Below are 24,515 nucleotides of genomic sequence, written 5' to 3'. Positions count from 1 at the left end.
GTGTTTTATGCCATTCCGGACGAAAAACCCTGCTGGGCGACAGGGGCAACGATGCAGATTGGTTTCGCCAGGCGCTTATGCTCGCGGCATAGGGCCCTGCATTCCGCCCAAATCCAACCGCAAAATCGAATTCCCGTTCGACAACACGCTCTACAAAAGCCGTTACAAGATCGAGAACATGTTTGGAAAATTCAAGGACTGGCGGCGCATCCACACTCGCTACGACCGTTCTGCCCAAACCTTCATGTCAGCCATCGCAACCGCAGCAACCGTCATCTTCTGGATCAATCAAGGGGCCTGAACCTAAGAACCTGATCCTCCAACACGTAATGGTATCTCGACCTCTATCGTATCATTCTGATGGACGATTTTATGTAAGCAAATATAACAATAACTGTCAATATTTGTCGCTTTTATTTCGAAATATTATCATTATGTTTTGCCGGACGATGCGATTGGAGTTGCGTGTGACTGCGGATTCACAAAGTCTTGATGTCCATGTCTGGCGTGGAAATGACGTCGAGGGGAAGTTTGAACGGTTTTCGGTGCCCCGGCAGGAAAACCAGACGATTCTCGATGTTGTCGCCTGGATCCAGCAGCATTCGGACCCGACCCTGTCTTATCGCTATGCCTGCCGTGTTGGCATGTGCGGTTCTTGCGCGATGACGGTCAACGGGGTGCCGCGCTGGACGTGCCGTACTCACGTGAAAAAGGTTCTTTCAGGCGATTCCGTAACCATTGCGCCCCTGCGCAACCTGCCGGTGATCAAGGATCTGGCTGTCGACATGGACCCATTTTTCGACAAATGGGTTGCCGCCGGCGGTGTGCATCATCCCAGCAAACGCCGGGAAGATGCCATCCAGCAATTGGATCCGGCAACGCCTGCGCGCGTCGAGACCGATACCGGTATTGAATGCATTAATTGCTCGGTCTGCTATGCGGCCTGCGACACGGTGGCCAATAATGTTGATTTTCTCGGCCCTGCAGCGCTGCAGCGTGCCTGGACCGTTTTTCTCGACCCCAAGGATGCTGATCCGAATGCCATTATCGAGGCGGTTTCTGGCAAGGGCGGCTGCCACAATTGTCACAGCCAGGGCAGTTGCACGCTGCATTGCCCCAATGACCTCAACCCGATGAAGGCGATCGCCGGTCTCAAGCGCGCCACCGTCGCTTCCTTCTTCCAGGGAGGACGCTAGATGGTCGGTCTCCGCCTCTACATGCTGCAGCGGCTGAGCGCGATGGTGATGATCCCACTGACGCTGGGTCATATCGCGGTGATGATCTATGCCATCCAGGATGGGCTGAGCGCCGCCGAAATCCTCGGTCGCACAAAAGGTAGCGTCATCTGGTTTCTGTTTTACGGCCTGTTTGTGCTGGCCGTCTCGCTGCATGCGTCGATCGGCCTGCGCGTCATTGTTCATGAGACGCTCGGCTTGAAAGGCCGCGAACTTGAGCTTTTCATGTGGGGTGCCGGCTTGCTGTTGCTCGCCACCGGCCTTCGCGCTGTCTTTGCGGTAACGCTATGATCAAGCCGCACCGCTCACATCCGCTGTGGATTGCCTATCTGTTGCACCGGCTTTCCGGTCTTGGTCTGGCGCTGTTTCTGCCCGCGCATTTCTACCTGCTGGCGATGGCCTTGAACCAGCCGCAAACCTTCGATGAGCTTTTGCGCTTTGCTGACAATCCACTGGTCAAGCTCGCAGAATTCGGCCTCGTTTTTCTGCTTGCCGTGCATGTGTTCGGCGGATTGAGGCTTCTGGCGCTGGAGTTCCTGCCGTGGTCGCCAAGGCAAAAAACCATGGCCGCTTCCGCCGTCGCCGCGGCCTTTCTGGTGGCCGGCGCGTTTTTTCTGCAGGCGGTATGAGGATGAGCATGACCGATATAGATCGTCACGACACCGACATCCTGATCCTCGGCACCGGCGGAGCAGGCATGTTCGCGGCCCTGCATGCGCTGCAGACGGCACCGGCAGGCACCAAGGTAACCATCGCCGTCAAGGGGCTGATTGGCAAATGCGGCTGCACCCGCATGGTGCAGGGGGGCTACAATGTTGCGCTGGGCGGTGGCGACACCGTCGAACGCCACTTCATGGATACCATCAATGGCGGCAAGTGGTTGCCCAACCAGGACATGGCCTGGAGGCTGTGCGAGCAGGCCGTGGTTCGCGTCCGTGAACTCGAAAACGAGATCGGCTGCTTTTTTGACCGCAATGCCGACGGCACGCTTCATCACAAGGCTTTCGCCGGCCAGACCGCCGACCGGACGGTCCACAAGGGCGACCTGACCGGCATCGAGATCATCAATCGGCTGATGGAGCAGGTGCTCTCGCGCCCGGTGGAAAAATTGCAGGAACACCGCGCGATCGGCCTGATCCCGACAAAGGACGGCTCGGCGCTGGCCGGCGTCCTGATGATCGACATGCGCACCGGAAAGTTCCGCTTTGTCCGCGCCAAGACCGTGCTGATGGCCACCGGTGGCGGCCCCACGATGTACAAGTACCACACTGCTTCGGGCGACAAGACCATGGACGGGCTGGCAATGGCGCTGCGTGCCGGCTTGCCGTTGCGCGATATGGAGATGGTGCAGTTTCACCCTACCGGATTGCTCGCCGGCGATCATACGAAAATGACCGGTACAGTGCTCGAAGAAGGTCTGCGCGGCGCGGGTGGACAATTGCTCAACGGTGCCGAACGCCGCTTCATGTTCGACTATGATGACCGCGGCGAGCGCGCCACACGCGATGTCGTCAGCCGTGGCATTTATGATGAAATGCGCAAGTCCAACACCTCGACCAATGGCGGCGTCTACATCAAGATGAGCCACCTCGGGCCCGAGATGGTGCGACAGAAATTCTCCGGCATGGTCAAGCGCTGCGCCGATTCCGGTTTCGACCTTGCCGGCGGTCTGGTCGAAGTGGTGCCGACGGCGCATTACTTCATGGGCGGCGTGGTGGTCGACACCGATACCCGCACTGAAATGGAAGGCCTCTACGTGGCTGGCGAGGACGCCGGCGGCGCCCATGGCTCCAACCGGTTGGGCGGAAATGGCGTCGCCAATTCCACGGTCTATGGCGGGATCGCCGGCGATGTCATGGGAGCCGATATTCGCCGCATGGGCGCGCTGCGGGATCCTGACGAAACAGTGCTTGATGCAGAGATTGCCCGTGCCTGCCAACCGCTCGGCCGCAAGCCTGCCAACATACAGGCTTTGCGCCATGAGTTGCAGGAAGCCATGTGGGAAGATGTCGGCGTCATCCGCAATCGGCGCGGCATGGAGCGTGGTATTGGCCGCGTCGCCGACATATCTGATGAGCTGATGCAGGTCGGTGTGGCGGGCGACAATCTGGCTTTCAATCTGACCTGGCACGATTGGCTCAATGTCCGCTCGTTGTGCGATGTCTCCGAAGTCATCGCGCACGCGGGACTGGCGCGGGAGAATTCCCGCGGCGCGCATTACCGCGAGGATTTTCCCGAGCCGGGCGACCTCGAAAGCTCCTATTTTACGGTGGCGCGGCAGTCAGGCAGTGACATCGAGGTGGATTGCGAGCCGGTGCAATTTACCATCGTTCGGCCGGGCGAAACAATCCTGCCTGCCGGCGAACCCGAAACTCTGGTGGAGGCGAACTGATGATCCCCATAGACATCATTCAAAAGACGGCCGAGACCCTGATGGACAAGGCGGCAATCGAAATTCCGCAGGACTATCTCGATGGTCTGCAGGCAGCCGCCAATGTCGAGGACGGCGATCTGTCGTCGTTTGTGCTCGAGGCGATGCTGGAAAACTACAAGGCGGCCAAGGAAGACCGCCGCGCCATGTGCGGCGACACCGGCACCCCGCGCTGGTACGTCAAGATGGGCAACGAGACGCAGATTGAGGGTGGTCCGATCGCGCTGGAGGCGGCGCTGCGCCGCGCCACCGCGGTCGCCACCAATGGCGTGCCGTTGCGGCCCAACCGGGTGCATCCGCTTTGGCGCACCGATCACGACAACAATGTCGGCATTGGCGCGCCCGAAATCGAATATGGCTATGAGCCGGGCGGCGAGTGGATCGACCTGATCACTGTGCACAAGGGCGGATTGTTCGGCACTGACTACCGCATGTTGTTTCCGTCCGATGGCATTCAGGGCATCAAGCGCTTCTATCTTGATTGTCTGGTCGCCTTCGGCAAGCGCGGGCTGGCCTGCCAGCCGGCGATCATCGGCATCGGTCTGGGCGGCTGCAAGGACACCTGCATGGTGCTCGGCAAGCGCGCCGCATGCCTGCGCATTGTCGGTTCCCGCAATTCCGATCCGCGCATTGCCGAGCTCGAGCTGGAACTCAAGGAACTGGGCAACTCGATCGGCATGGGCGCCATGGGCTTTGTCGGCAAGTCGATGGTTATCGATGCCAATATCGAGGTTGGCTATTGTCATACAGGCGGCATGCAGATGTCCGTGCATGCCTTCTGCCTGTCATCGCGCCGCGCCGTGGCGCGGGTCTTTGCCGACGGACGGGTGGAATACCGCACCGATCCGGACTGGTTCACTGATTATCAACGCCGGGAGACAGTGGAATGGGAAATGCCTCAAAACCACGAAAAATCCGCCTGAGCACGACGCCGTCACCGGAAGCGCTGGCGCAGTTGCGGCTGGGCGATGTGGTCTATCTCGACGGGCTGATCTATACGGCGCGCGAAGGTGTCTACAAACGCGCGCTCGAGGACAAGGCCAATATCCCGATGGAATTGCCGGGCGAGAGTGCCGCCAATTTCCATTGCTCACCGGCCGCCGCCATCAACGAGGACGGCACCTTTCGGCTGGGCGCGGTCACCGCCACCGCCTCGTTTCGTTTCTCCAAGTGGATCGGCGAATGGATGGCCAAGTCCGGCGCCAAGCTGATCATCGGCAAGGGCGGCATGAGCGTCAAGGATTACAAGGATCACTTCGTGCCCAACGGTGCGATCTACCTGACGACCGTCGGCTACGGCACCGGCGCATTGCTTGGTCGTGGCGTCAAACGGGTCAAGACTGTGCACTGGAACAAGGAACTCGGCCTGGCTCAGGCCATGTGGGTGCTTGAAGCCGACAATATGGGCCCGTTCATCGTCGAGAGCGATCTGGCCGGCAATTCGCTGTTTGAACGCGAGAACGCCAAAATCTCGGCTAATCTTGAAAAAGTCTACGAAGGCACCGTTCCGGCAGTGCTCAAGCGTTTCGGTGAAACTGATGACCGCAGCGACGAGATGATAGGGTAGGCCATGACAACGAATGATAACCCCTTTGCAGGACATAACGGGCCGATCGATACTCAGGACGGGCTCTACAGTGAGGACGAGCTGAGGCTCTCCAACCGCAATTCGGGTATTCTGCTGGAGACCCTGGCGCTCGATGTGACGCCCACCGGGCTGCATTATTTGCTCAATCATTTCGATGTGCCGTTGCTCGATGCCGGCAATCACAAACTGAGTTTTTCGGGCGCGTTCGATACTGCTGCGGAACTGTCGCTCGACGAGATCAAGGCAATGCCGCAGGTTACTCTGCCTGTGACCTTGGAATGCGCGGGCAATGGGCGCGCTGGCGTATCACCGCGTCTTCATGCCATGCCGTGGATCTATGAGGCGGTCGGCACATCGGAATGGACCGGCACACCGCTGAGACCGTTGATCGAACAGATGGGGCTGCGCTCCGATGCTGTTGAGATCGCCTTCACCGGCGCTGATTATGGTTTCGACAAGGGCGTCGGCCATTCATTTGGCCGTTCGCTGACGCTGGCGCAAATCGCAGAACTCGATGTCATGCTGGTCTATGCCATGAACGGGCAGCCGTTGTTGCCACAACATGGTGCGCCGCTCCGGCTGATCGTTCCAGGTTGGTACGGGATGGCAAGTGTCAAATGGCTGGAGCGGATCGAGGCGCTGACGCAGCCTTATGACGGTTTTCAGCAACTGCGTACCTATCGCTACCGGGAAACTGCGGAAGATCCTGGTCGCCCGGTAACCGCCATACGGGTGAAATCGTTGATGGTGCCGCCGGGCGTTCCTGACTGGGGGTCGCGCAAGCGCTATCTGGAGCCCGGACCGGTAACACTCACCGGTCGTGCATGGTCGGGCGCCGGCGTGCCGATCAGCAGGGTCGAGGTGGAGCTTGATGGTGCCTGGCAGGAAGCCCGGCTGGAGGCTGCTGTTGGCGACTATGCCTGGACCAAATGGACCTGTGACTGGACTGCCAGCCCCGGCGAGCACGTGCTGCGCTGTCGCGCAACCGATGCTGATGGTCAGGTGCAGCCACTCGAAGCGCCATGGGATGCCGCTGGTTTCGGCAACAACGCGGCCCAGAAAGTGGTCGTCTTTGTCGGGCAATCGGCTGCCGCGCTCTGACTGCAACGCCGCACGCCCCTGATACGGGGCGTTCCCGCCGTCCCTTACCGAAAATGTGAAGAGGTCCATGACCCGATTGACCGAACTTGCGCTGGTCCGCAAGGCCCGATTGCTGTTTCCTGGGTTGCTCACGGCGCTGACTGTCGCACTGGCGGCCAAATTCATTTCCGAGCATTACGGTGCGCCGGTGATGCTGATGGCGCTGCTGATTGGCATGGCTTTCAATTTTCTGACGGAAGACGGAGGCAAATGTGTCGCCGGCATCGAGTTCTCCTCGAAAGTGTTGCTGCGTTTCGGCGTCGCCTTGCTCGGCCTTGGAATCACCGTTCAGCAGATCGCCTCGACAGGCTCTGAGGTGTTACTGATCACGCTCTTCGGTGTGGCGCTGACCATCAGCCTGGGGCTGATCCTAAGCCGGTTCTTGGGGCGCGGCGCGCGCTTCGGCCTTCTGATTGGCGGCGCGGTGGCAATTTGCGGCGCCTCGGCGGCGCTTGCCATTTCCTCAGTGCTGCCGAAAAGTGAAACGCTGGAGCGTGACACCATCTTCACCGTCATCGGCGTGACAGCGCTCAGTACGTTGGCGATGATTGTCTATCCGATAATTGCCGATCTCATGGAATTGTCGGAAGTGGCAACCGGCGTCTTTTTCGGCGCCACCATTCATGACGTCGCGCAAGTTGTTGGCGCCGGCTATTCGGTTTCGGAATTGGCGGGTGATACCGCCACCTTCGTCAAATTGCTGCGGGTTGCGTTGCTGGTGCCGATTGTCGTGGTGTTGTCGCTGGTGTTTTCCGGAGCGCACGAGCCCGGTGCCAAGCGGTCGCTGCCGATTCCGTTCTTCGTTGTCGGATTTGCTGCCCTGGTCATCGCCGGCTCCTATGATCTGGTGCCTGTTCCGGTCAAGGATGGGCTGTTGTCATTTTCGCGCTGGTGCCTGGTGGTGGCGATTGCTGCACTCGGCATGAAGACGTCGCTGCGAAAGCTCGGCGATGTCGGCGGCAGCGCCATCGTGCTGATTTGCGCGCTTACCGGCATTCTCGCCGTGTTCGTGCTCACGGCCATCAAATTACAACTGAGCTGAGGAATGACATGAGCAAATTTGTCGACGAACGCATCTACACATTGCAGGCTGGCCAGGTGCCGGTTTTTCTCAAACTCTATGAGGAGGAGGGGATGGAAGTGCAGCTCCGGATTCTCGGCAAGATGGTCGGCTACTATTTTACCGACATCGGTCCGTTGAACCAGATTGTCCATATGTGGGGCTATGACAGCCTCGATGATCGCTACGCGCGGCGCAAACTGTTGCAGGCAGCGCCTGAATGGAAGAGCTACGCCGCCAAGATGCGGCCGCTCGTAACCCATGTCGAGAACAAGATTCTGGTGCCCGCACCCTTTTTCAAAGTGCCGTAGGATCGAAGATCGCGACAGCGGCGGGTGTCCAGATGGGTGCCTGCCGCTGCATGCTAATGCACAAGCTCAGAACAGCTGACCGACGAGTATTGTACATCCGGAAACAAACATCATAACGATCAGCAGCCGGCTGAAATGCCGGTCCTGCATCCGGTGGAAGACCATTAGGCCCACATGCGCGGCCAACAGGGTGGTTGGCAGCGCAATGCCAATCAGGATCAATGTTTCGCGGTCATAGGTGCCCTGTACGCCCAGGATAATCGCCGACACGGTCAGCACGATAACGTTGTACGGCTGCAGGACCGCGCGTTGCTCGGCCTTGTTCCATGGGCGCAATGCGGACCACATGGTTGGCAATGCGCCCGAAAGTGACGCTGCGCCCCCAAGGATGCCGCCGATGAAACCGATTGCCATTTGGGTGTAGGCGCGGGGCCCGTCCACAACCGGCAATGACTGACGGGCGATGAAGAAGCCGCCATAAAACAGCATGAAAATACCGATAGTCAGCTTGAGCGATCCGGCCTCGAGATACTCGAGCAGGGTCAGGCCGATCGGAACGCCGATCAGACCCGGTAAAAGAAATTGCAGCAATCTGCGGGAATTGGCGGCGATGGTTGCGCGCATGACGAACACGCCCTGCAGGCCGCTCAGGATCGACGTGATCAACACGACGGCAACCGCCTGTTGCGGTGGCATGATGTTAAGCCAGAAGCCGAGCGCGAAAAGCGCCGTGCCGAACCCGGCAAGTCCGTTGACGAAGCCACCCGCCGCTGCGCCAACCAGCAGCCAGGCCAGCAATTCCGGACTCATCCTTCGATGGCCCGCTTCAGCGTATCCGGGTTGAAGGTTCCCAGCGCGACCGCATCGAGCAGCCGCTGGTGGATTTCGCGAATTGCGCGCGGCCGCACATTGTCGTTGCGGCTTGCCAGACCGATGGTGCGGTACAGATTACCAAGGTCTAGAGGCAGATGCTTGAGCGGGCGCGGGAGCATGTGCTGAACGCACGGACGTGGAGCGATCGAGACACCAAGATTGGCGAGCACCATGCTCGAAATCGCCTCGAGACTTTCCAGTTCCATGCTCTCATTGACCTCGATGCCTCTATCCTGGAGCCAACGCTCGATTCTCTCGCCCACCACGGCGTGTCGGGAAAACCGGATGAAGGGTTCGGTCCTGAGCAGTTCCAGTGGATCGTTACATTCGATGTCTGGCGAAACCAGAAGTTCCAGCGGTTCTTCGGCGACATCCAGCCACGCCAGATTGCGCGGCAGAACTTCCGGCCGCGATGTGATCGCGGCGTCGAGCGAGCCTCGCTCTACCTCATGCAGCAAGGCATTGGTCAGGCCCGGGGTAACGGAAACCATCAACGCCGGGAAGGCGTGCTTCAGGGAAGAGATGGTAAGAGGAACGAGACCGGTCAGCGTGGTCGGAACAGCTCCGAGCCTGACCATTCCGCGCAAACTTTCCTCTCCGAGGATTCCGGGAACCAGCCCGTCATAGGCTGCGATGACATCCTTGGCGCGCGCCACCAGGGCGCGCCCCATGGGGGTCAGTTCCGGGGTTCGCTTGGTCCGGTCAAATATCTTGATGCCCCAGTCAGTCTCCAGCGCTTTCATCTGCTGGCTGACGGCCGCATGGGTGAGAAAGACAGCCTTGGCGGCAGCGCTGAAGGTGCCGTGCTCGTGAACTGCCACAAGGGTGCGCAATATCCGTATTGTCAAAGTAGCTTGAAACTCATGTAAGTTATATTTACAAAATATTATCACATGCCGCAATTTATAAAGCAATTGCTTACAACAATTTGTGCGTCACTTATACACCATCAGTCCGAATCAAATCAGTCTGTCAAAGCGCCTGGCGGATCCGTTTTGGATGCTTCTGGTCGCCTATTTGGTGGGAGGTGGACCGTCATTCGGCACGGTCTCGTTGGAGAGGCTCGTCAACTCATCCAGCAATGTTTCTGCAAGTGCAGCCTTGGCGTGATCGCGCAGATAGACGAGGCCGATTGTGCGGTAGGCCGGTGGGCCGGAGAAGGCCAGCCGCCGCACGGGCAGGGCCAGCGGGTCGTGCATTCCGCGCTGGGGAACAATCGAGACCCCGAGCCCGTGGTGGACCATGGTGGTGATCGCCTCGAGCGTGTCCAGTTCCATCATCTCGTTGACGCGCAGGCGCCGCCTCTTCAGATAGGCATCAATCAGCTCACCGACCCAGGCCTGACGGGTATAGCGAATGAACGGAAAACTCGTAACGAGTTCTTCAGCCCTGCGTTGCGGGACTTCTGCCGGCGCGATCAGGACCAGTGGTTCACGCAGGAATGGCGACCATTCGAGGCCTGAAGAGCCATGAACCAGGTCGCTGACAATGGCGGCATCGAGCTTGCCTTGCCTTGCCCGGTCGACGAGGTCTGCCGACAGTCCCATCGAAAGCTGGATATGCAGCCGTGGGTATTTGGACCTGAGGGCGACCAACGCGCGCGGCATGATTCCTGTAATGACGCTGGGAACCACGCCAAGGCTCAAATGGCCTTCGACGGATGTTTCTTCGCTTGCCTGAAACAGCCGCTCATAGGCCTGAACGGCTTCGGTCGCTTTGCTAACAAAACGGCGCCCAGCATCGCTGAGGACCGGTGGACGCTTCGAACGGTCGAACAGTTCGACACCGAGCTCGTTTTCAAGGGATCTGATTTGCACTGTGACCGCTGACTGCGTTCGGCGCACTGCGCCGGCCGCCCCGGCGAATGACCCGCTTTTAACGACAGCCAGAAATGTTTTGACGTCACGAATGGACATTTATCATTCCATCTAATTCAATTGCTCTCAATCTAATGTTCTCTATTTTTCGTTTCTTTTCAATCTATATTTCCCTTATAGTTTGCCGAAATCGCTGTTTTCGCTCCTGAAAGCAGCCCGGCAGCCAAATCCGGATAGCATCAGAAAATGGTCCGACAGCAGAGTGGGCCCGCGGGGAAACATGTCTTCAAATCCTACCAAACGAGTTGCTGTTCTGACTGGCGCAGAAGGGGGCATCGGTCAGGCAGTCGCGCACCGCCTTCTTGCCGCGGGTTACGCAGTAGCTCTTATCGACAAGCAGAAACCGGAATTTCAGATTGATTCCGGAGAGCAAGCCAATGTTCTGAGGCTGGAGGCAGATGTTGCCGATGATACGGCCTTGCAGAACGCAGCGGGGGAGGTGGCGGCGTATTTCGGTGGTGTTCACGTCTTGATGGTCAATGCTGGTATCGGCCCGGCCGGCACGGTTGTTGAAACCGGTAAGGCGATCTGGCGCACCGTTGTCGATGTGAACCTGACCGGGGCGTTCAATACATTGCAGGCCTTTGTGCCGGTAATGCGTGCCACTAAGGGAGCCAGATCGGTCATTCTGACCTCCTCGGTGCTGGCGACCCGCGGTGCGCGCAACATGGCTGCCTACAGCGCATCCAAAGCAGGGTTGGTCGGGCTCATGCAATCGGCAGCGCAGGAATTTGCTGCGGAAGGCATTACGGTCAATGCATTGGCTCCGGGGCCTATTCAGACACCGCTTCTGGACAGTCTTCCCGGCGATACGCTTGCCGAACTCGAGCAGGCCGTTCCCTTAAAGCGGCTCGGTACTCCCGACGACGTGGCGGATGCTGCCATTTTCCTTGCCGGAGCGGGCGCCACCTTTATCACCGGCCAGCTTCTTGTCATCGATGGCGGGTTGAGCGGCCGCGCCTATTGGCGGGACAATTGACGGTTCTCGTTCAGAGAATATCGCCAAAGACCCAGTTGGAATGGCGTGTGCGGGCAACGGATCCTGCCAGGCAGATGAATATTGTAACCCGCAATCATCATGAGCATGCGGACAATGAAAAGAGGGAATCATGACAACGCTGTATGAAACAATTTCCAGTCGTAGCCAGAAGAACAATCTGGCCATCGACCTGCTGGTCGTGCTGGCCGGCTCCTTGCTGATGGCAATAGCCGCAAAAATCACGATTCCGTTCTATCCGGTGCCGCTGACCACTCAGACTCTTGTGGCCATCGGGCTTGGCCTGGCGCTGGGCCCGGCGCGGGCTGCAGCTGCCGTTCTTGCCTATCTTGCGCAGGGGGCGGCCGGCCTTCCGGTTTTTGCTGGCGCCCCGGCAAACGGTCTCGGTCTCGCCTACATGGCAGGCCCGACCGGCGGCTATCTCATCGGATTTGTTTTCCAGTCGCTCGCCGCGGGCTTTCTTGCACGGCTTGGCTGGGGGCGCAGCCCGGTGACGGCTGTAGGCGCGGGACTGATTGCGGCTGCCGCCATCTACCCGACTGGGTTGCTCTGGCTGGGCGTCGTCATCGGCTTCGACAAGCCGCTTCTGGCGTTGGGTCTGTTTCCGTTCGTTCTCGGCGACCTCGCCAAGGCTTGCCTGGCAGCGCTGATTTTCCCGGCCGCCTGGTCGATGCTGGCACGTAACAAGGGGTGATGCAGGGCGTAGGATCAGCCAAGCCGGTTACGCCTGCGTAGTCGCCGTTTGGGCGCAGTGCCACGACTGCGAGACAGAGGGCCGGGCATGTCGCATGAGCACGACATGCCCGGCCTTTTTATTGGGAGAACATGTTGTAGGTTGCCCTGGCGCCTTGGGAGAAGGAGATCAGTCTGGCCTGATCCTGCAGGATCTTGCCCCACTCGGCGATCGTATCCGGCGTGAATTCCTTGCTTGAGCCCGCCAGCATGACGCAGCCCAGCACTTGGTCCGGGCCGCATGTCACCACCGCGCCGATGGCGGAGAAGCCGATGAAGTTCTCATCCAGATTGGTAGAGTAACCACGCACGACAATCTGCTCCAGCTCCTGCTGGAATGCTTCCGGGTCGGTGATGGTGCTCGGGGTCAGGGCCTCGTAGGGACCGTCGCCAAGCAACTCGTGCTGCTCTTTCGGTGATCGGTTAAGCAGCAGGATCTTCCCGGAAACCGCGACATGCAATGGATTGCGTAGTTGCGTTTCATAATAGGGTGTGAGCACACCCGATACGCCGGATATGTCGACGACCAGCCGTTCATTGCCGATAAAGACGACAAGTGAAGATGTCAGTTCCGTCTGCTTCCGCAGCAGGCGCAGCGGTTCGAACGCATCCCGCCGCAGTATCTGAAGCGGGTGGTACATGGTGAGCGAGCCCAGGGCTTTCGATGCCGCATGATAGCGTTTTCCGCTGGCGTCACGCATGACGTAGTCTGCTTCCATCAGGGACTGCAAAATGCGGTGCACCGTGCTGTCGGTGAGTTTTACCGCTTCGGCGACCTCGTGCAGTGTCAGGGGGCGAAGCGATTCAACCAGCAGTTCAATTACCGACAAACCTCGTCTCAGGGCGCCCGTATCCTGAGGGCTGTCAGGGGCTGCCTGAGTTTTTGACATTCGTGCTTTCATTGAGACATCCCATCGAAATATGAAATCTTTATTCCACAAAATACAAATTCTATCCCATTATACAATAATCGTGTTGCAAAATATATTGTCGCATGGTTCTTTTCCTGTGCCAGAGGAGGCGTGACCGATCTGGGTGAGAATAGGATCGGGCACATTTGGATATGTCCATACGGACCTGGGAGAGAGACGGATGATAAATAAAAATATGAAACGCGGCTTTGGAGTTGCGGGCTTTGCTGCCGCGCTTATGGCTGGCGTGATGACAGCAGCTATAATGACAGTACCAGCCGCCAATGCAGAAGAAAAAGTTGTCGCAAATGGCGAGCTTCTTCGGATTCAGGAATATCCTGGCACGATCCTGCATTTCAGCCAGTGGGTTGCTGCAGACAAGGGGTTTTGTGAAGACCACGGTATTCGCTGCGAAATGGTGAAAATTCCAAGTGGCCCGGTCGGGCTTCAAGCGCTTGCCGCAGGAAGTATCGAAGTCAGCTTTGCTTCCACCGAAGTGACCATGCAGGCTGCATCTCGCGGCAACGATGTGAAGCTCATCGTCGGTCACTCACCTGCCAACATCTACACATTGAATGTCCACGCCGATGTACCTCGCCCGAACAAGGACAAGGGTTATCCGGCGGTCATGCAGGATCTCAAGGGTCTCAATATAGGTGTCACCGGGCGTGGTTCGGGAACTGAGCTTCAAGCCCGCGCGCTGTTCATCGGTGCAGGCATGGACCCGGACGATGTAACCTATATCGCTGTTGGAGCGCCCGGTACGGCCTATCCGTCATTCTTGGCCCGTCAGGTCGACGCGGCAATGATGTTCGAGCCATTCGGCACAATCTGCCGACTGCAAAAAACCTGCGGCACACTGGTTGACTTGGTTGGTGGCGAAGGCCCAGCCGAAATCACGTCCCTCAATGGCGCATTCGAGACCTATGCGGCCCGGACCGATTTTATTGAGGAAAACACTGTCGCAATCGATGCCTTTATTCAGGCCATCACCGAGGCTACTGCCTGGGTCAACGACCCTGCGAACTTCGATGAGCTGCTCGAAGTCGTGAAGGGACGTTTCACTCTCGGCGAAGAAATCGAAGATAGTGAAAATGTCCTGCGCGAACTGGTGAAAAGCGGCGCGCCGCTTTACGGAGCAGAGATTGATCGCACTGCGGTCAAGGCATTTTCCGACTATCTGATCCAGAACGAACTGATCACGGACCCCGTCGATCCGGCAACGTTCGTCTACGCCAAGGCTCCCAAGCCATGAGCGGACCGGGTCAGCTTGCCGCCGATGCCACAGTGAAGCCGGATGCCGGCGGTCACACGCAGGCGGTGGTAGGGGCGCCGGAGATTGGCAATGTCTCGATCCGGGATCTTAATCACCGTTTCGGCAGCAGCGTTCACGCTGCTGCCGATGTTTCCCTGAATTTCGCACCGGGCGAATTTGTTTCGATCGCCGGTCCGTCCGGATGTGGCAAAACTACGGTTCTCAATCTTCTTGCTGGGCTGCTGGAAGTTCAGGAAGGGCAAGTCTCGATTTTTGGTTCGCCACCAAAGGCCGGCCGGCACGATGTTGCCTATATGCTGGCGCGTGATTGCCTGTTTCCATGGCTTACCGCCGAGCAGAATGCGGAATTTGGTGCGCAAATCAGGCATGCCGACCGTCAAAAGCGACAGAAACGCGCGCGCGCGTTGCTCGAGGCTGTCGGCCTCAAGGGCTTTGAAAACAGTTATCCTAAGGCTCTGTCGCATGGCATGCGTCAGCGCGTAGCCTTGGCGCGTACCTTTTGCCTCGATTCTCCACTGTTGTTGATGGATGAGCCTTTTGGCGCCCTTGATGCTCAGACGAAATTGCAGCTCGAGGATGTTCTGCTTTCTCTCTGGACCAAGGAGAAGCGCACCGTGGTCTTCATTACCCATGACCTTGCCGAGGCCATCACGCTGTCGGACAGGGTTATCGTAATGAGTGCCAGGCCTGGAAGGGTAATCGCCGACATACCCATCGATCTTCCACGGCCCCGGTCCGTGTCTGCGCTGCAGAAGGATCCGGCGTATCACAAGATTTATAGCCATGTTTGGGAAAAACTGGAAGTGGGGCTGCAGTCATGAGCAAAGCTTCGGAAGGTCACAATTATCCGCTGTACGAGACTGTCGCAATCAACGTCGCGCGGCTTGTGTTTTTGGCGGTCTTTTTTGCGGTTTGGGAATATGTTGCGCGCAACAAGATAATCGACCCGCTTTTCATCGGAATCCCCACCGAGATCGGTAAATTCCTTTGGAAGGGCCTGTTCGTAGAATTCAGCCTGATAAAGGACCTGTTCTGGACTTTGGGCAGCACGTTTCTGGCATTTCTGATCGGCAGTTTGGCCGGAGTGGCGACCGGGTTGGTTTTCATCACCTGGCCGAGGTTTGAACGGTTCAGCGATCCGCTGTTCTCTGCCCTCAATGCGCTGCCACGTATTGCGCTCGCCCCATTGTTTTTGCTGTGGTTCGGATTGGGTATTTGGTCAAAGGTCGCCCTTGGCGCCAGCCTGACCTACTTCATCGTGCTCAGCAGCGCTGTCGCAGGCATTCGCAGCACCAGCGCCGATCACCTGACGCTGTCGCAAACTCTGGGCGCCAGCAAACGCCAGATTTTCACGAGGGTCACGCTCCCAAGCGCTGTGCCGACGATTTTCTCGGGCCTCCGACTGGGGTTGATCTACGCCCTGCTCGGCGTCATTGGCGGCGAGATTATTGCGGCACAGCATGGCCTCGGTCAGCTTCTGGCCTTCCTGGCAGGCAGCTTTCAAATCAGTGGCGTCTTTGCAGTTCTGTTCATCCTGGCAATCCTGGGAACCGGATTGATTGCAGCAATGAACAGCGTCGAAAAATGGCTGCTTCGGTGGCAGTAAGCAGTATCGCGGGAGGAATTACGCGTCATGAATGAGACAACACCCAACTGGGATGGATTGACAGAAGCCACTGCAGCGCTCTCCGCTGGTGGCAACTCGATCAGCTACGATTTCAGCTATGCCGATGCACTGGAAATCCTGCGGTTGATCGACACTACGCCGAATGTGCGGAAGCTGGCGCTGTCGATCGGCGACATGACAATTGAAGTTAAGCGCGGTGCTGAGGATGCGCCGCAGCGTCCGGGTGCGATCGCGACTGCCGCACCGGTTGTTGCTGCGCCGCCGCCTCCATTGGCGCAGGGGCAGATGACCGCTGCTTCCGAAAAGGAGACTGGGTCGACGCCTGATGGGGCGGTGCCTGTTCGTTCGCCCATCGCCGGCATTTTCTACCTCGCGCCGGCTCCTGGTGAGCCGCCCTTCGTCGAGCTCGGTTCCGAGGTCGTGGAAGATACCGTCGTCGGTATTATCGAAGTGATGAAGGTGATGAACAACATCCGTGCGGGTACCCGCGGGGTAGTCACCGGGTTCGGAGCGGCAAACGAGGATCTGGTGCAATTTGACCAGGCTCTGCTTTATATCGACCCAGCCGGGCAGGTTGACGCGTCATGAGCAACAGCAGCGTCAAGCCTCGCCTGAAGTTTACCGACGAGACGTTTCGCGATGGGCCGCAATCGGTCTGGGCCAACCGCATGCGTACCGCATCGATGCTTGATGCGGCGCCGGTCCTGGATGACTGCGGCTTCGACCGTATCAACCTGATCAGCGGGTCAGCCTTCGAGACGGCGGTGGTCTATCTCTATGAAGACCCCTGGGAGCGCCTTCATCATCTAAGAAAGCGCATCAAGAAAACCGATACGATCATTCTTGTGCGCGGCCGCAATCTGTTTGGCTGGAAGCGCTATTCCGACGATGTCGTCGAACTGTTCATGAGAAGGCTCAAACAGATCGGCATCGACTGGGTATTGATTTTTGATGCTCTGAACGATGTGAGCAATGTCGAGTTTCACGTTCGCTGTGCCAAGAAGCTTGGCATGGGGGTGCTCGGCTACGTCACCTATTCGATCAGCCCGGCACATACGCCCGAACACTTCGTAGAGAAAAGCAAGGAATTCATCGCCTGCGGTGCAGACGGCATTGTCTTCGGTGATGCCAGTGGGCTGTTAACGCCGGAAACCGCGCGAGAGAATCTGACCGCATTGCGCCGTGCACTTCCGGATACAATACTCGAGTTTTCCGGCCACGATGCCACTGGCCTGTCAAAACTCTGCTACCAGGAAGGGATCGATGCCGGGATTGACGGGGTCTATTCGGCGGCTCGTCCGCTCGCCTATGGTGAGTCTATTCCAGCTACGCTTGATCTGAAGGCAATGGCGGAAGGGTCTGGACGTCAGACCCAACTCAATGATGAGAATCTGCGCCGCATCGACGATCACTTCATGTGGGTAGCTTACCAGGAAGGCAGGCCACTCAGCAGGAAGATAACGCCGAACGACGAGAATTTCCGGACCTTCGCACACCACCAGGTTCCCGGTGGGATGATGTCGCATCTGGTCAGCCAGTTGAAAAACCTGAACCTGATCGACCGGCTTGACGAAGTGCTGGAAGAGACCGGTCGCGTACGTGAGGAGATGGGTTACCCGGTGATGGTTACGCCGTTCTCCCAGCTTGTAACGGTGCAGGCGACATTCAACGTGCTGGAAGGCAAACGCTATCACACTGTGCCTGAAGAACTGCGCCTCTACATGCGCGGTCACTATGGGCAGTCGCCCGGTCAGATTGATCAGAACATTCTTGATCGCGTAATCGGCAACGAAGACCGGATCGATTCATCGGCGGTGTTCGGGCGCGAGATGTTGCCGGAATTCGTTGCTGAAAATGGCCCTTACAGTTCCGACGAAATTCTGCTGCTGGAGCTGTTTAACAGCAAGGTCGTTATCCAGAAATACCGTGCCAACCAGAAGCCGGTCAGTCATGGCGACGTACCGTCACCGCTCTATGGCCTGGTGCAGGAAATCGCCAAGCGCCCAGGCATCAGCAAGGTAGCTGTGAACAAGGGATCCTTGCGCCTTGAACAGCGCATGTAGCATTCAGAAAAGGCGAGTGAACATGAGTAAATACCCGTTGGAGGGAGTGCGGATTATCGCGCTCGAACAATATATCGCGGCGCCCTATTGCACGATGTGGCTTGCCGATTGCGGCGCCGAGGTGATCAAGATCGAGAGGCCGGTTGGCGGGGATCCGAGGCGGAACTATCAGCCCGCGCTCGAGAGTGAAGCCGGTGAATCGGTCTATGGCGGCTTTGTTACCTACAACCGCAACAAGAAAAGTGTTGCGCTGGATCTGCAGACCCCCGAGGGCCGCGAAGTCTACCTCGATTTGATAAAGAGCGCCGATGTCGTGGTTGAGAACCTGAAGCCGGGCTCGGTCGACAAACTCGGGCTCGGTTATGACGACCTCAGCAAGATAAATCCGAAACTGATCTATGCCGCCATTAGTGGCTATGGGCGCACCAAGGAACTCGATGGTGCCTATTCCGGTCTTCCGGCTTTCGACCCGGTAATTCAGGCGATGTCCGGGATCACCAATCTGTTTGGCGAAGAGGGTGGTCCGCCCGAGGTCAGCCCGCTTGCGCTTGGTGATCTGTTTACCGGCGTGATGGCTGGTTATCAGATCCTGCTAGCCCTGTTCATGCGCGAACGCACCGGCACAGGCCAGTATATCGACGCGGCCATGTATGACAGTCTTGTTGCCCTCAACGAGAAGAGCCTGATGCTCTACACTTTCGCTGGCGAAGTTCTTAGTCGCGGCCGTGACAAGTACCAGGCGCCCTATCGCACCTTTGCTGTCAACGACGGGTATGTGGCGTTGATTACCCCGAATGATTTCATCTGGGCCCGTTTCTGCAAAGCTCTCGGCAAGGAAGAATGGATATCCGATCCGAAGATGGCAGACGGCCGCCTGCGTGCCGCCAACACCGATGCGTGGGAACCGTTTGTCGAGCAGTGGATGTCCGAGCGCAGTTCCGATGAGGTGGTCGCCGCACTCGACAAATTCGGTGTTCCCGCCGGCAAGGTTCAGACCGGCGAGGATCTCGCCAAATGCGAACATCTCAAGGCGCGCAAGGCGCTGGTGGAAGTTGATGACCCCGATGTCGGTCCGCTTCTGTTGGCGCGTGCACCGGTGCGGCTTTCCGCAATGGGTGAGGTACGCACGGCTTCGGCGCCAAAGCTGGGTCAAGATACTGTCGACGTTCTAGGCGCCATGCTGGGTTATTCGGAACAACGGATTGATGAGTTGAAGGCTGCGGGAGCCGTGGCGTGAAGGAGGTTGTCATGAATGCGAGCGAGACATCTGCCACAGCGTCTGGCGCTGCCTGGCTGGAGGGATGCGAGTGTGGCGAATGCGGCCGCAAGTATTTCCCCAAGCGGGTGTTCTGCACCGAGTGCGGCAGCCGTGATGCGATGAGAGACGCCCGGATCGAAGGACCCGGCAAGCTCTATTCCCACTCGATCATTCATATCGCGCCGAAGACGTTCAAGGTTCCCTATGCGGTTGGCTACGTGGATTTGCCCGGCGATGTGCGTGTGCTGGGCCAGATCTTCGGTTGGGAAGATGGTTCGCTTGAGCAAGGCATGGAGATGGAGATCGGCTACGCACCGATCGCCGAGGAGCCCGACGGCTCCATCCGTGAAAGTTTCGTCTTTCAGCCCAGGCGCTAGTCGCACTGCCAATAGGAGAGCACAATCGTGTACGGTAGCGGAGAAGTTTTTGTCATCGGCGGGGCGATGACCCCATTTGGTAAGCACCCCGATGTATCTGCCGAGGCGCTGGCGCAGACAGCCGTCCTCGAAGCCATCGAAGACGCCGGCATTGACCGGCGGAGTATCGAGGCAGCTTATGTCGGCAGCGTGTTTCAGGGCAGTCTGGCTGGCCAACGTGTGCTCAAGGACCTGGGCATGACCGGCATGCCGATCATCAATCTTGAGAATGCCTGCTCCAGCGGCGCAACGGCGCTTTCCCAGGCCTGGATGGCCGTGGCGACAGGGCAGGTCGAGACTGCGCTTGTCATCGGTCTCGAGAAACTCAGCGTGCGCGGTAGCGGCCCCCTGGCGCTCAGCACAGGCGACCCGGAAATAGAGCAGGGGCTGACCATGCCCGCACTCTATGCGATGCGCACCCGCGCCTATTTTGACAAGCACGGCGGATCCATCGATCAGGTTGCGCAGGTGACGGTGAAAAACCGCAAGCATGCCGCCAACAACCGCTATGCGCAGTTCCGCGACGCCTGTACCGTCGAGGAAGTGATGGCATCGCGTCCGGTTGCTGACCCGATTACCCTGCTGCAGATGTGCCCCAATGCCGATGGCGCCGCAGCTGTGGTCATTTCCGCCAAGCCGAAGACAAACGGCCATGGCAAGAATGTGAAAATTCTCGGCTCGGTCGTTGCCAGCGGGAAATTTTCCCAGGGGTACCGGGATCTCACGGTTCCCGATATCTCGATCCAGGCTGCGCAGCGCGCCTATGAAATGGCCGGCATTGGGCCCAAGGATGTGAACCTGGCCGAGGTTCATGACGCCGCAGCAATCGCCGAAGTCATCTATTACGAAGCACTGGGCTTCTGCGAACCGGGCGAGGGGCTGCATTTCCTGAGTGCGGGCGAGTCTTCGATCGGGGGGCGTGTCCCGGTCAATCCGAGTGGCGGTCTGCTCTGTCGCGGGCACCCGCTCGGCGCAACCGGGGTGGCCCAAATCGTTGAAATCATGTGGCATCTGACCGACCGTGCCGGCGATCGTCAGGTCGAGGGCGCGAAAATTGGCCTCGCCCATTGCACCGGTGGCGGTATCTGGGGCGTCGACAACGGCGCTTGCTCGATCCACGTGCTGGGGGTCTAGTCCGTGATGGCAGAGCAAAATGCGGGGCCGGTGCCTGATCTACAGTCAGCCAGGGTCGTCGTGACCGGCGCCGGTGGTGCTATTGGAAGCCGTCTGGTGCGCCGTCTGGCCGGGCTTGGGGCGGCGGTGACCGCTGTGGATCTGCACATGCCAGATCCTGGTCACCGGCTCGACGGTGTGACGTGTGTTGCTGCCGATATCATGGACGTTGACACGTTGCGGCCGCATCTGGATGGCGCAGATATCGTCTACCACCTCGCTTATCTGATGGGCGAGGAAGCCAACAGCGACCCGGTTGCTGCTGCCCGGATCAACACGCTTGGCGGCACACAATTATTTCAGACCTGCCTGGAGGCAAAGGTTGGCCGGATGTTGATGGCGAGCTCGGTCTCGGTGTTTGGCACGCGGCGCGACTACCAGCCGAACAATCGGCCTCTTGACGACCACGCAGCCCAGTTCGGCGCCAAGGGGATTCCGGTTTATGCCGCCGGCAAGATTTATCTTGAAAAGGTGGCGGACCATTATCTCAGCCGGCACGGAATGCTGATTGGCGGCTTGCGTCCCGGCGCCGTGATCGGCTGCAGCCGCAGCACCGGGCGGGCCAAGACTGTCGCCAACATCGTTGCCGCGGCGGCAAGCGGTGAAACGGTGCAGCTCGACAATGGTCGGGCCGCTTTTCAGGCCATTCACGTTGATGATGTCGTCAGCGCTTTTGTTGCACTGGCAACCGTTGCGCCGGCGACGCTGAAGCAAATGCCATTTTTCAATCTCGCCGGTGATTACGCCACCGTGCGGTCTTATTGCGACGAGGTTGCGCGAGTGCTCCCCGAAGCGCGCTTTGAGATAACCGACGGAGAAAGCGACGAGCTTTTCGGTTCCTCGCCGTTTGTGGCGGATGACGGCATTTACCGCCTTGTCGGCTTTGAAAGACGTTATCGCAGCCTCAATCAGGCAATCGAGTCGGAAGCCGGGGATCTGGCACGCGCGCGCGCCGTCGCCTGATTGCGCAGCCAGACTGGTCAAACGCGGTTGAACTTACACAGAAGGTAGAGACAGCTATGAAGAGAGTCCTGATCGCCAACCGCGGTGAGATTGCCCTGAGAGCGGTCCGCGCCTGTCGCAAGGCAGGGCTGGAAAGCGTGGCCGTGTATTCCCAGACGGATGCCGCCTCGCCACATGTGTGGGCTGCCGATCACGCGGTCTGCATCGGACCGGCGGCCGCTACGAGCAGCTATCTGCTTGCCGATCTGCAGATCGAGGTTGCTCGCGCCACGCAATGTGATGCGATCTATCCTGGCTATGGCTTTCTGTCCGAGCGCGAAAGCTTTGCCAATGCCTGCCAGGAGGCCGGGTTGATCTTCATCGGTCCGTCGGCCGAGGTGATCGCCACGATGGGTGACAAGGCGGTGGCGCGACGTACCGCCCAGTCGCTCGGCGTACCGGTTGTGCCGGGGTCACAGGATGGGTTCGTTTCGTCCAGCGAGGCGCTGCCGGTGGCCATGGAAGTTGGATTTCCGATGCTGCTGAAGGCCAGTGCCGGCGGCGGTGGGCGCGGCATGCGGGTTGCCCGAAATGCGGACGAGTTCAAATCGCTTTTCGAGCAGGCATCGGCAGAGGCCCAGTCAGCGTTTGGCAATGGCGAAATCTATCTCGAACGTTTCTTCGAGAATGTGCGGCACATCGAGGTCCAGGTGTTCAGCGACAGCCATGGCAATCACCGCCACCTTTGGGAGCGTGATTGCAGCGTGCAGCGTCGTCACCAGAAGCTGGTCGAGGAGGCGCCATCGCCGGTGATCAGCCCCAGTGTGCGACGGGCCATGACCGAGGCTGCGGTAACGATCATTGAAAGCATCAAGTACCGGAACGCCGGCACCATCGAATTCATCTATGAAGTCGATACCGAGCAGTTCTTCTTCATCGAGATGAACACCCGCATCCAGGTTGAGCACCCGGTGACAGAACTCATCACCGGGCTGGACCTGGTGGTTGAACAATTGCGCGTTGCGGCCGGCGAACCGATTTCGTTTGAGCAGATGACGAAGCTGCCATCCCGCGCGGCAATTGAATGGCGTATCTGCGCCGAAGATCCGAAGCGCGGCTTTGCCCCGAGCCCGGGCCGGATTACCCGTTGGCGGCCGCCCGTCGGCGCCCACACCAGGGTGGATACGCATGTCTATGAGGGATACGCGGTTCCGGCGCATTACGATTCGATGATTGCCAAGTTGCTGGTCAGCGGTGACAGCCGTGAAGAGGTGCTGGAACATTCGCGCCATGCCCTTGCCGGCTTCGAGGTTGAAGGCATTCCCACGACGTTGGGCTTTCACCGCGAATTGCTGCAGAACCCGGCGTTCCGGGACGCAAGCATTCATACGCGCTGGCTCGATGAGCGCGGGCTTACCTGAGCGGCATTGGCGACCCGCCGCCCGGCAATCTGGGCGGCGTTGAATAAGCGATCAACCGATTTTTGGATACTAAGGAGCACCGGACCGATGCACTCCATTCCCGACCAGATGCGCGTGATCAGCATGTCCGGCCCCGGCGGGCCAGAGGTTCTGCAGGCCGAGAGCCGGCCCGTCCCCCGGCCGGCAAAGGGCGAGGTTCTGATTCGGCTGCGTGCGTCCGGGGTGAACCGTCCTGATTTGCTGCAACGCGCAGGCGCCTATCCGCCGCCAACCGGTGCCACCGATCTGCTCGGTCTCGAGGGCTCCGGTGAGATTGCAGCCATTGGCGAGGGTGTTGAAAATCTTACTGTGGGAGATCAGGTGTGTGCTCTTCTGCCCGGTGGCGGCTATGCCGAGTATTGCGTAACCTCCGCCAGCCACTGCCTGCCTATCCCCCCGGCTTTGACCCTGTGACAGCCGCGGCCTTGCCGGAGACGATTCTGACGGTCTGGGCCAATGTCATGGACGGCAACAACCTGAAGCCGGGGGAAACGATCCTCATCCATGGCGGGTCCAGCGGCATTGGCGTCATGGCCATCCAGATTGCCCGAAACCACGGCGCCCGCGTTTTCGTGACCGCGGGTTCGGACGAGAAATGCAGGGTCTGCGAGGAACTCGGCGCCGAGCGGGCGATCAATTACAAGCAGGAGGATTTTGTCGCGGTTGTGAAATCGCTGACCGATGGCAAGGGGGTGAACATGGTGCTCGACATGGTCGGGGGCGACTATGTTGAGAGAAACCTGCGCGCCCTGGCGGTCGAGGGGCGGCATGTTTCCATTGCCTTCCTCACCGGCAGCAAGGTGACGTTGAATCTCGCGCCGGTGATGATGCGCCGACAGGTTCTGACAGGCTCGACGCTCAGGATACGGTCGGACGCCGAGAAGGCACGCCTAGTCGAGGCGGTGCGGCACGCGGCCTGGCCGCAACTTGCCAACGGCGATATCAGGGTGCTGATCCACGAAAAATTTCCATTAAGTGCTGCGGCAGACGCCCACAGGTTGATGGAAAAAAGCCAACATATCGGCAAGATCCTGCTCGAAATCTGACCCGCTTGATGCCTAAAGGGCGTGTCTCCCCATATTCGTCGACACAACGACCCACTTTTTTGGCAAGGGTTGCTGTCAGAGAAAGTCGTAGGGCTTAGC

Annotated in this window: 26 protein-coding genes and 1 pseudogene; 23 read left to right on the top strand and 4 right to left on the bottom strand. The window is 58.8% G+C overall.

The features are described from left to right. Window positions 1–7: 7 nt before the first annotated feature. From OEG84_RS03810 to OEG84_RS03765, 10 genes are all read left to right on the top strand, one after another. The gene (locus OEG84_RS03810) at window positions 8–301 is read left to right on the top strand and encodes a transposase (RefSeq protein WP_267652502.1); all 294 of its coding nucleotides are present in this window, start codon (window positions 8–10) and stop codon (window positions 299–301) included. 166 nt (window positions 302–467) lie between these two features. Then, window positions 468–1,196, top strand: a complete 729-nt coding sequence (locus tag OEG84_RS03805) for a succinate dehydrogenase/fumarate reductase iron-sulfur subunit (RefSeq protein ID WP_267652501.1) — start codon at window positions 468–470, stop codon at window positions 1,194–1,196. Beyond that, window positions 1,197–1,526, top strand: coding sequence for a succinate dehydrogenase (locus OEG84_RS03800; protein WP_267652500.1), 330 nt, complete (start codon window positions 1,197–1,199; stop codon window positions 1,524–1,526). Continuing rightward, the gene (gene sdhC, locus OEG84_RS03795) at window positions 1,523–1,864 is read left to right on the top strand and encodes a succinate dehydrogenase, cytochrome b556 subunit (protein ID WP_267652499.1); all 342 of its coding nucleotides are present in this window, start codon (window positions 1,523–1,525) and stop codon (window positions 1,862–1,864) included. Before OEG84_RS03800 ends, sdhC begins: the two co-directional genes overlap by 4 nt. An 8-nt stretch (window positions 1,865–1,872) precedes the next feature. Beyond that, window positions 1,873–3,627 carry an L-aspartate oxidase gene (locus OEG84_RS03790; protein WP_267652498.1) on the top strand — a complete coding sequence of 585 codons (1,755 nt, stop codon included), beginning with the start codon at window positions 1,873–1,875 and terminating at the stop codon, window positions 3,625–3,627. Next, the gene (locus tag OEG84_RS03785; RefSeq protein WP_267652497.1) at window positions 3,627–4,589 is read left to right on the top strand and encodes a fumarate hydratase; all 963 of its coding nucleotides are present in this window, start codon (window positions 3,627–3,629) and stop codon (window positions 4,587–4,589) included. The genes OEG84_RS03790 and OEG84_RS03785 overlap by 1 nt, the downstream gene beginning before the upstream one ends. Further along, window positions 4,553–5,233 (top strand): fumarate hydratase C-terminal domain-containing protein, encoded by a 681-nt coding sequence (locus tag OEG84_RS03780; RefSeq protein ID WP_267652496.1) that lies wholly within the window; start codon window positions 4,553–4,555, stop codon window positions 5,231–5,233. The genes OEG84_RS03785 and OEG84_RS03780 overlap by 37 nt, the downstream gene beginning before the upstream one ends. A gap of 3 nt (window positions 5,234–5,236) precedes the next feature. Next, entirely contained in the window at window positions 5,237–6,355 is a 1,119-nt protein-coding gene (locus tag OEG84_RS03775; protein WP_267652495.1) for a sulfite oxidase, read from the top strand. Window positions 6,356–6,422: 67 nt separating this feature from the next. Next, window positions 6,423–7,436: a YeiH family protein gene (locus tag OEG84_RS03770; RefSeq protein WP_267652494.1), complete on the top strand. Its 1,014-nt coding sequence runs from the start codon at window positions 6,423–6,425 to the stop codon at window positions 7,434–7,436. Window positions 7,437–7,444: 8 nt separating this feature from the next. Beyond that, a complete protein-coding gene (locus OEG84_RS03765; protein WP_267652493.1) occupies window positions 7,445–7,765 on the top strand; it encodes an NIPSNAP family protein in 321 nt (106 codons plus the stop codon). A gap of 66 nt (window positions 7,766–7,831) precedes the next feature. Here the strand turns inward: OEG84_RS03765 and OEG84_RS03760 are convergent, their stop codons facing one another. The 3 genes from OEG84_RS03760 to OEG84_RS03750 all read right to left on the bottom strand — a co-directional run bounded on the left by OEG84_RS03760 (window position 7,832) and on the right by OEG84_RS03750 (window position 10,554). Next, window positions 7,832–8,575, bottom strand: coding sequence for a sulfite exporter TauE/SafE family protein (locus OEG84_RS03760; protein ID WP_267652492.1), 744 nt, complete (start codon window positions 8,573–8,575; stop codon window positions 7,832–7,834). Continuing rightward, window positions 8,572–9,531 carry a LysR family transcriptional regulator gene (locus tag OEG84_RS03755; protein WP_267652491.1) on the bottom strand — a complete coding sequence of 320 codons (960 nt, stop codon included), beginning with the start codon at window positions 9,529–9,531 and terminating at the stop codon, window positions 8,572–8,574. Before OEG84_RS03755 ends, OEG84_RS03760 begins: the two co-directional genes overlap by 4 nt. A 120-nt stretch (window positions 9,532–9,651) precedes the next feature. Further along, entirely contained in the window at window positions 9,652–10,554 is a 903-nt protein-coding gene (locus OEG84_RS03750) for a LysR family transcriptional regulator (protein ID WP_267652490.1), read from the bottom strand. An 82-nt stretch (window positions 10,555–10,636) separates the two neighbouring features. On the opposite strand from OEG84_RS03750, the gene OEG84_RS03745 reads away from it, so the two are divergent. Further along, entirely contained in the window at window positions 10,637–11,494 is an 858-nt protein-coding gene (locus OEG84_RS03745; protein ID WP_267652489.1) for an SDR family NAD(P)-dependent oxidoreductase, read from the top strand. Between the two features lie 130 nt (window positions 11,495–11,624). After that, window positions 11,625–12,206, top strand: a complete 582-nt coding sequence (locus OEG84_RS03740) for a biotin transporter BioY (RefSeq protein ID WP_267652488.1) — start codon at window positions 11,625–11,627, stop codon at window positions 12,204–12,206. A gap of 118 nt (window positions 12,207–12,324) precedes the next feature. Here OEG84_RS03740 and OEG84_RS03735 read toward each other — a convergent pair whose 3' ends face one another. Next, window positions 12,325–13,134: an IclR family transcriptional regulator gene (locus OEG84_RS03735; RefSeq protein ID WP_267652487.1), complete on the bottom strand. Its 810-nt coding sequence runs from the start codon at window positions 13,132–13,134 to the stop codon at window positions 12,325–12,327. A gap of 217 nt (window positions 13,135–13,351) precedes the next feature. Between OEG84_RS03735 and OEG84_RS03730 the strand changes: the two genes are divergently transcribed. From OEG84_RS03730 to OEG84_RS03680, 11 genes and pseudogenes are all read left to right on the top strand, one after another. Further along, window positions 13,352–14,410, top strand: a complete 1,059-nt coding sequence (locus OEG84_RS03730; protein WP_267652486.1) for an ABC transporter substrate-binding protein — start codon at window positions 13,352–13,354, stop codon at window positions 14,408–14,410. Then, a complete protein-coding gene (locus OEG84_RS03725) occupies window positions 14,407–15,252 on the top strand; it encodes an ABC transporter ATP-binding protein (RefSeq protein ID WP_267652485.1) in 846 nt (281 codons plus the stop codon). The genes OEG84_RS03730 and OEG84_RS03725 overlap by 4 nt, the downstream gene beginning before the upstream one ends. Continuing rightward, window positions 15,249–16,037, top strand: coding sequence for an ABC transporter permease (locus OEG84_RS03720; protein ID WP_267652484.1), 789 nt, complete (start codon window positions 15,249–15,251; stop codon window positions 16,035–16,037). The genes OEG84_RS03725 and OEG84_RS03720 overlap by 4 nt, the downstream gene beginning before the upstream one ends. Window positions 16,038–16,064: 27 nt before the next feature. Continuing rightward, window positions 16,065–16,646 (top strand): acetyl-CoA carboxylase biotin carboxyl carrier protein, encoded by a 582-nt coding sequence (locus OEG84_RS03715; protein ID WP_267652483.1) that lies wholly within the window; start codon window positions 16,065–16,067, stop codon window positions 16,644–16,646. Beyond that, window positions 16,643–18,121 carry a pyruvate carboxylase subunit B gene (locus OEG84_RS03710; RefSeq protein ID WP_267652482.1) on the top strand — a complete coding sequence of 493 codons (1,479 nt, stop codon included), beginning with the start codon at window positions 16,643–16,645 and terminating at the stop codon, window positions 18,119–18,121. Before OEG84_RS03715 ends, OEG84_RS03710 begins: the two co-directional genes overlap by 4 nt. Before the next feature lie 22 nt (window positions 18,122–18,143). Continuing rightward, window positions 18,144–19,358: a CaiB/BaiF CoA transferase family protein gene (locus tag OEG84_RS03705; RefSeq protein WP_267652481.1), complete on the top strand. Its 1,215-nt coding sequence runs from the start codon at window positions 18,144–18,146 to the stop codon at window positions 19,356–19,358. Between the two features lie 11 nt (window positions 19,359–19,369). Beyond that, window positions 19,370–19,756, top strand: a complete 387-nt coding sequence (locus tag OEG84_RS03700; RefSeq protein WP_267652480.1) for a Zn-ribbon domain-containing OB-fold protein — start codon at window positions 19,370–19,372, stop codon at window positions 19,754–19,756. A 27-nt stretch (window positions 19,757–19,783) separates the two neighbouring features. Beyond that, window positions 19,784–20,929 carry a thiolase family protein gene (locus tag OEG84_RS03695; protein WP_267652479.1) on the top strand — a complete coding sequence of 382 codons (1,146 nt, stop codon included), beginning with the start codon at window positions 19,784–19,786 and terminating at the stop codon, window positions 20,927–20,929. Between the two features lie 6 nt (window positions 20,930–20,935). Next, window positions 20,936–21,931 carry an NAD-dependent epimerase/dehydratase family protein gene (locus OEG84_RS03690; RefSeq protein WP_267656074.1) on the top strand — a complete coding sequence of 332 codons (996 nt, stop codon included), beginning with the start codon at window positions 20,936–20,938 and terminating at the stop codon, window positions 21,929–21,931. A gap of 56 nt (window positions 21,932–21,987) precedes the next feature. Further along, entirely contained in the window at window positions 21,988–23,331 is a 1,344-nt protein-coding gene (locus OEG84_RS03685) for an acetyl-CoA carboxylase biotin carboxylase subunit (protein WP_267652478.1), read from the top strand. 87 nt (window positions 23,332–23,418) lie between these two features. Further along, window positions 23,419–24,416, top strand: a pseudogene (locus OEG84_RS03680) (NAD(P)H-quinone oxidoreductase). Window positions 24,417–24,515 lie beyond the last annotated feature (99 nt).

The organism is Hoeflea algicola (genome assembly GCF_026619415.1).
Taxonomy (GTDB): domain Bacteria; phylum Pseudomonadota; class Alphaproteobacteria; order Rhizobiales; family Rhizobiaceae; genus Hoeflea; species Hoeflea algicola.
Note: the sequence above shows the minus strand (reverse complement) of the source record. Positions and strands in the feature narration are given on the sequence as shown.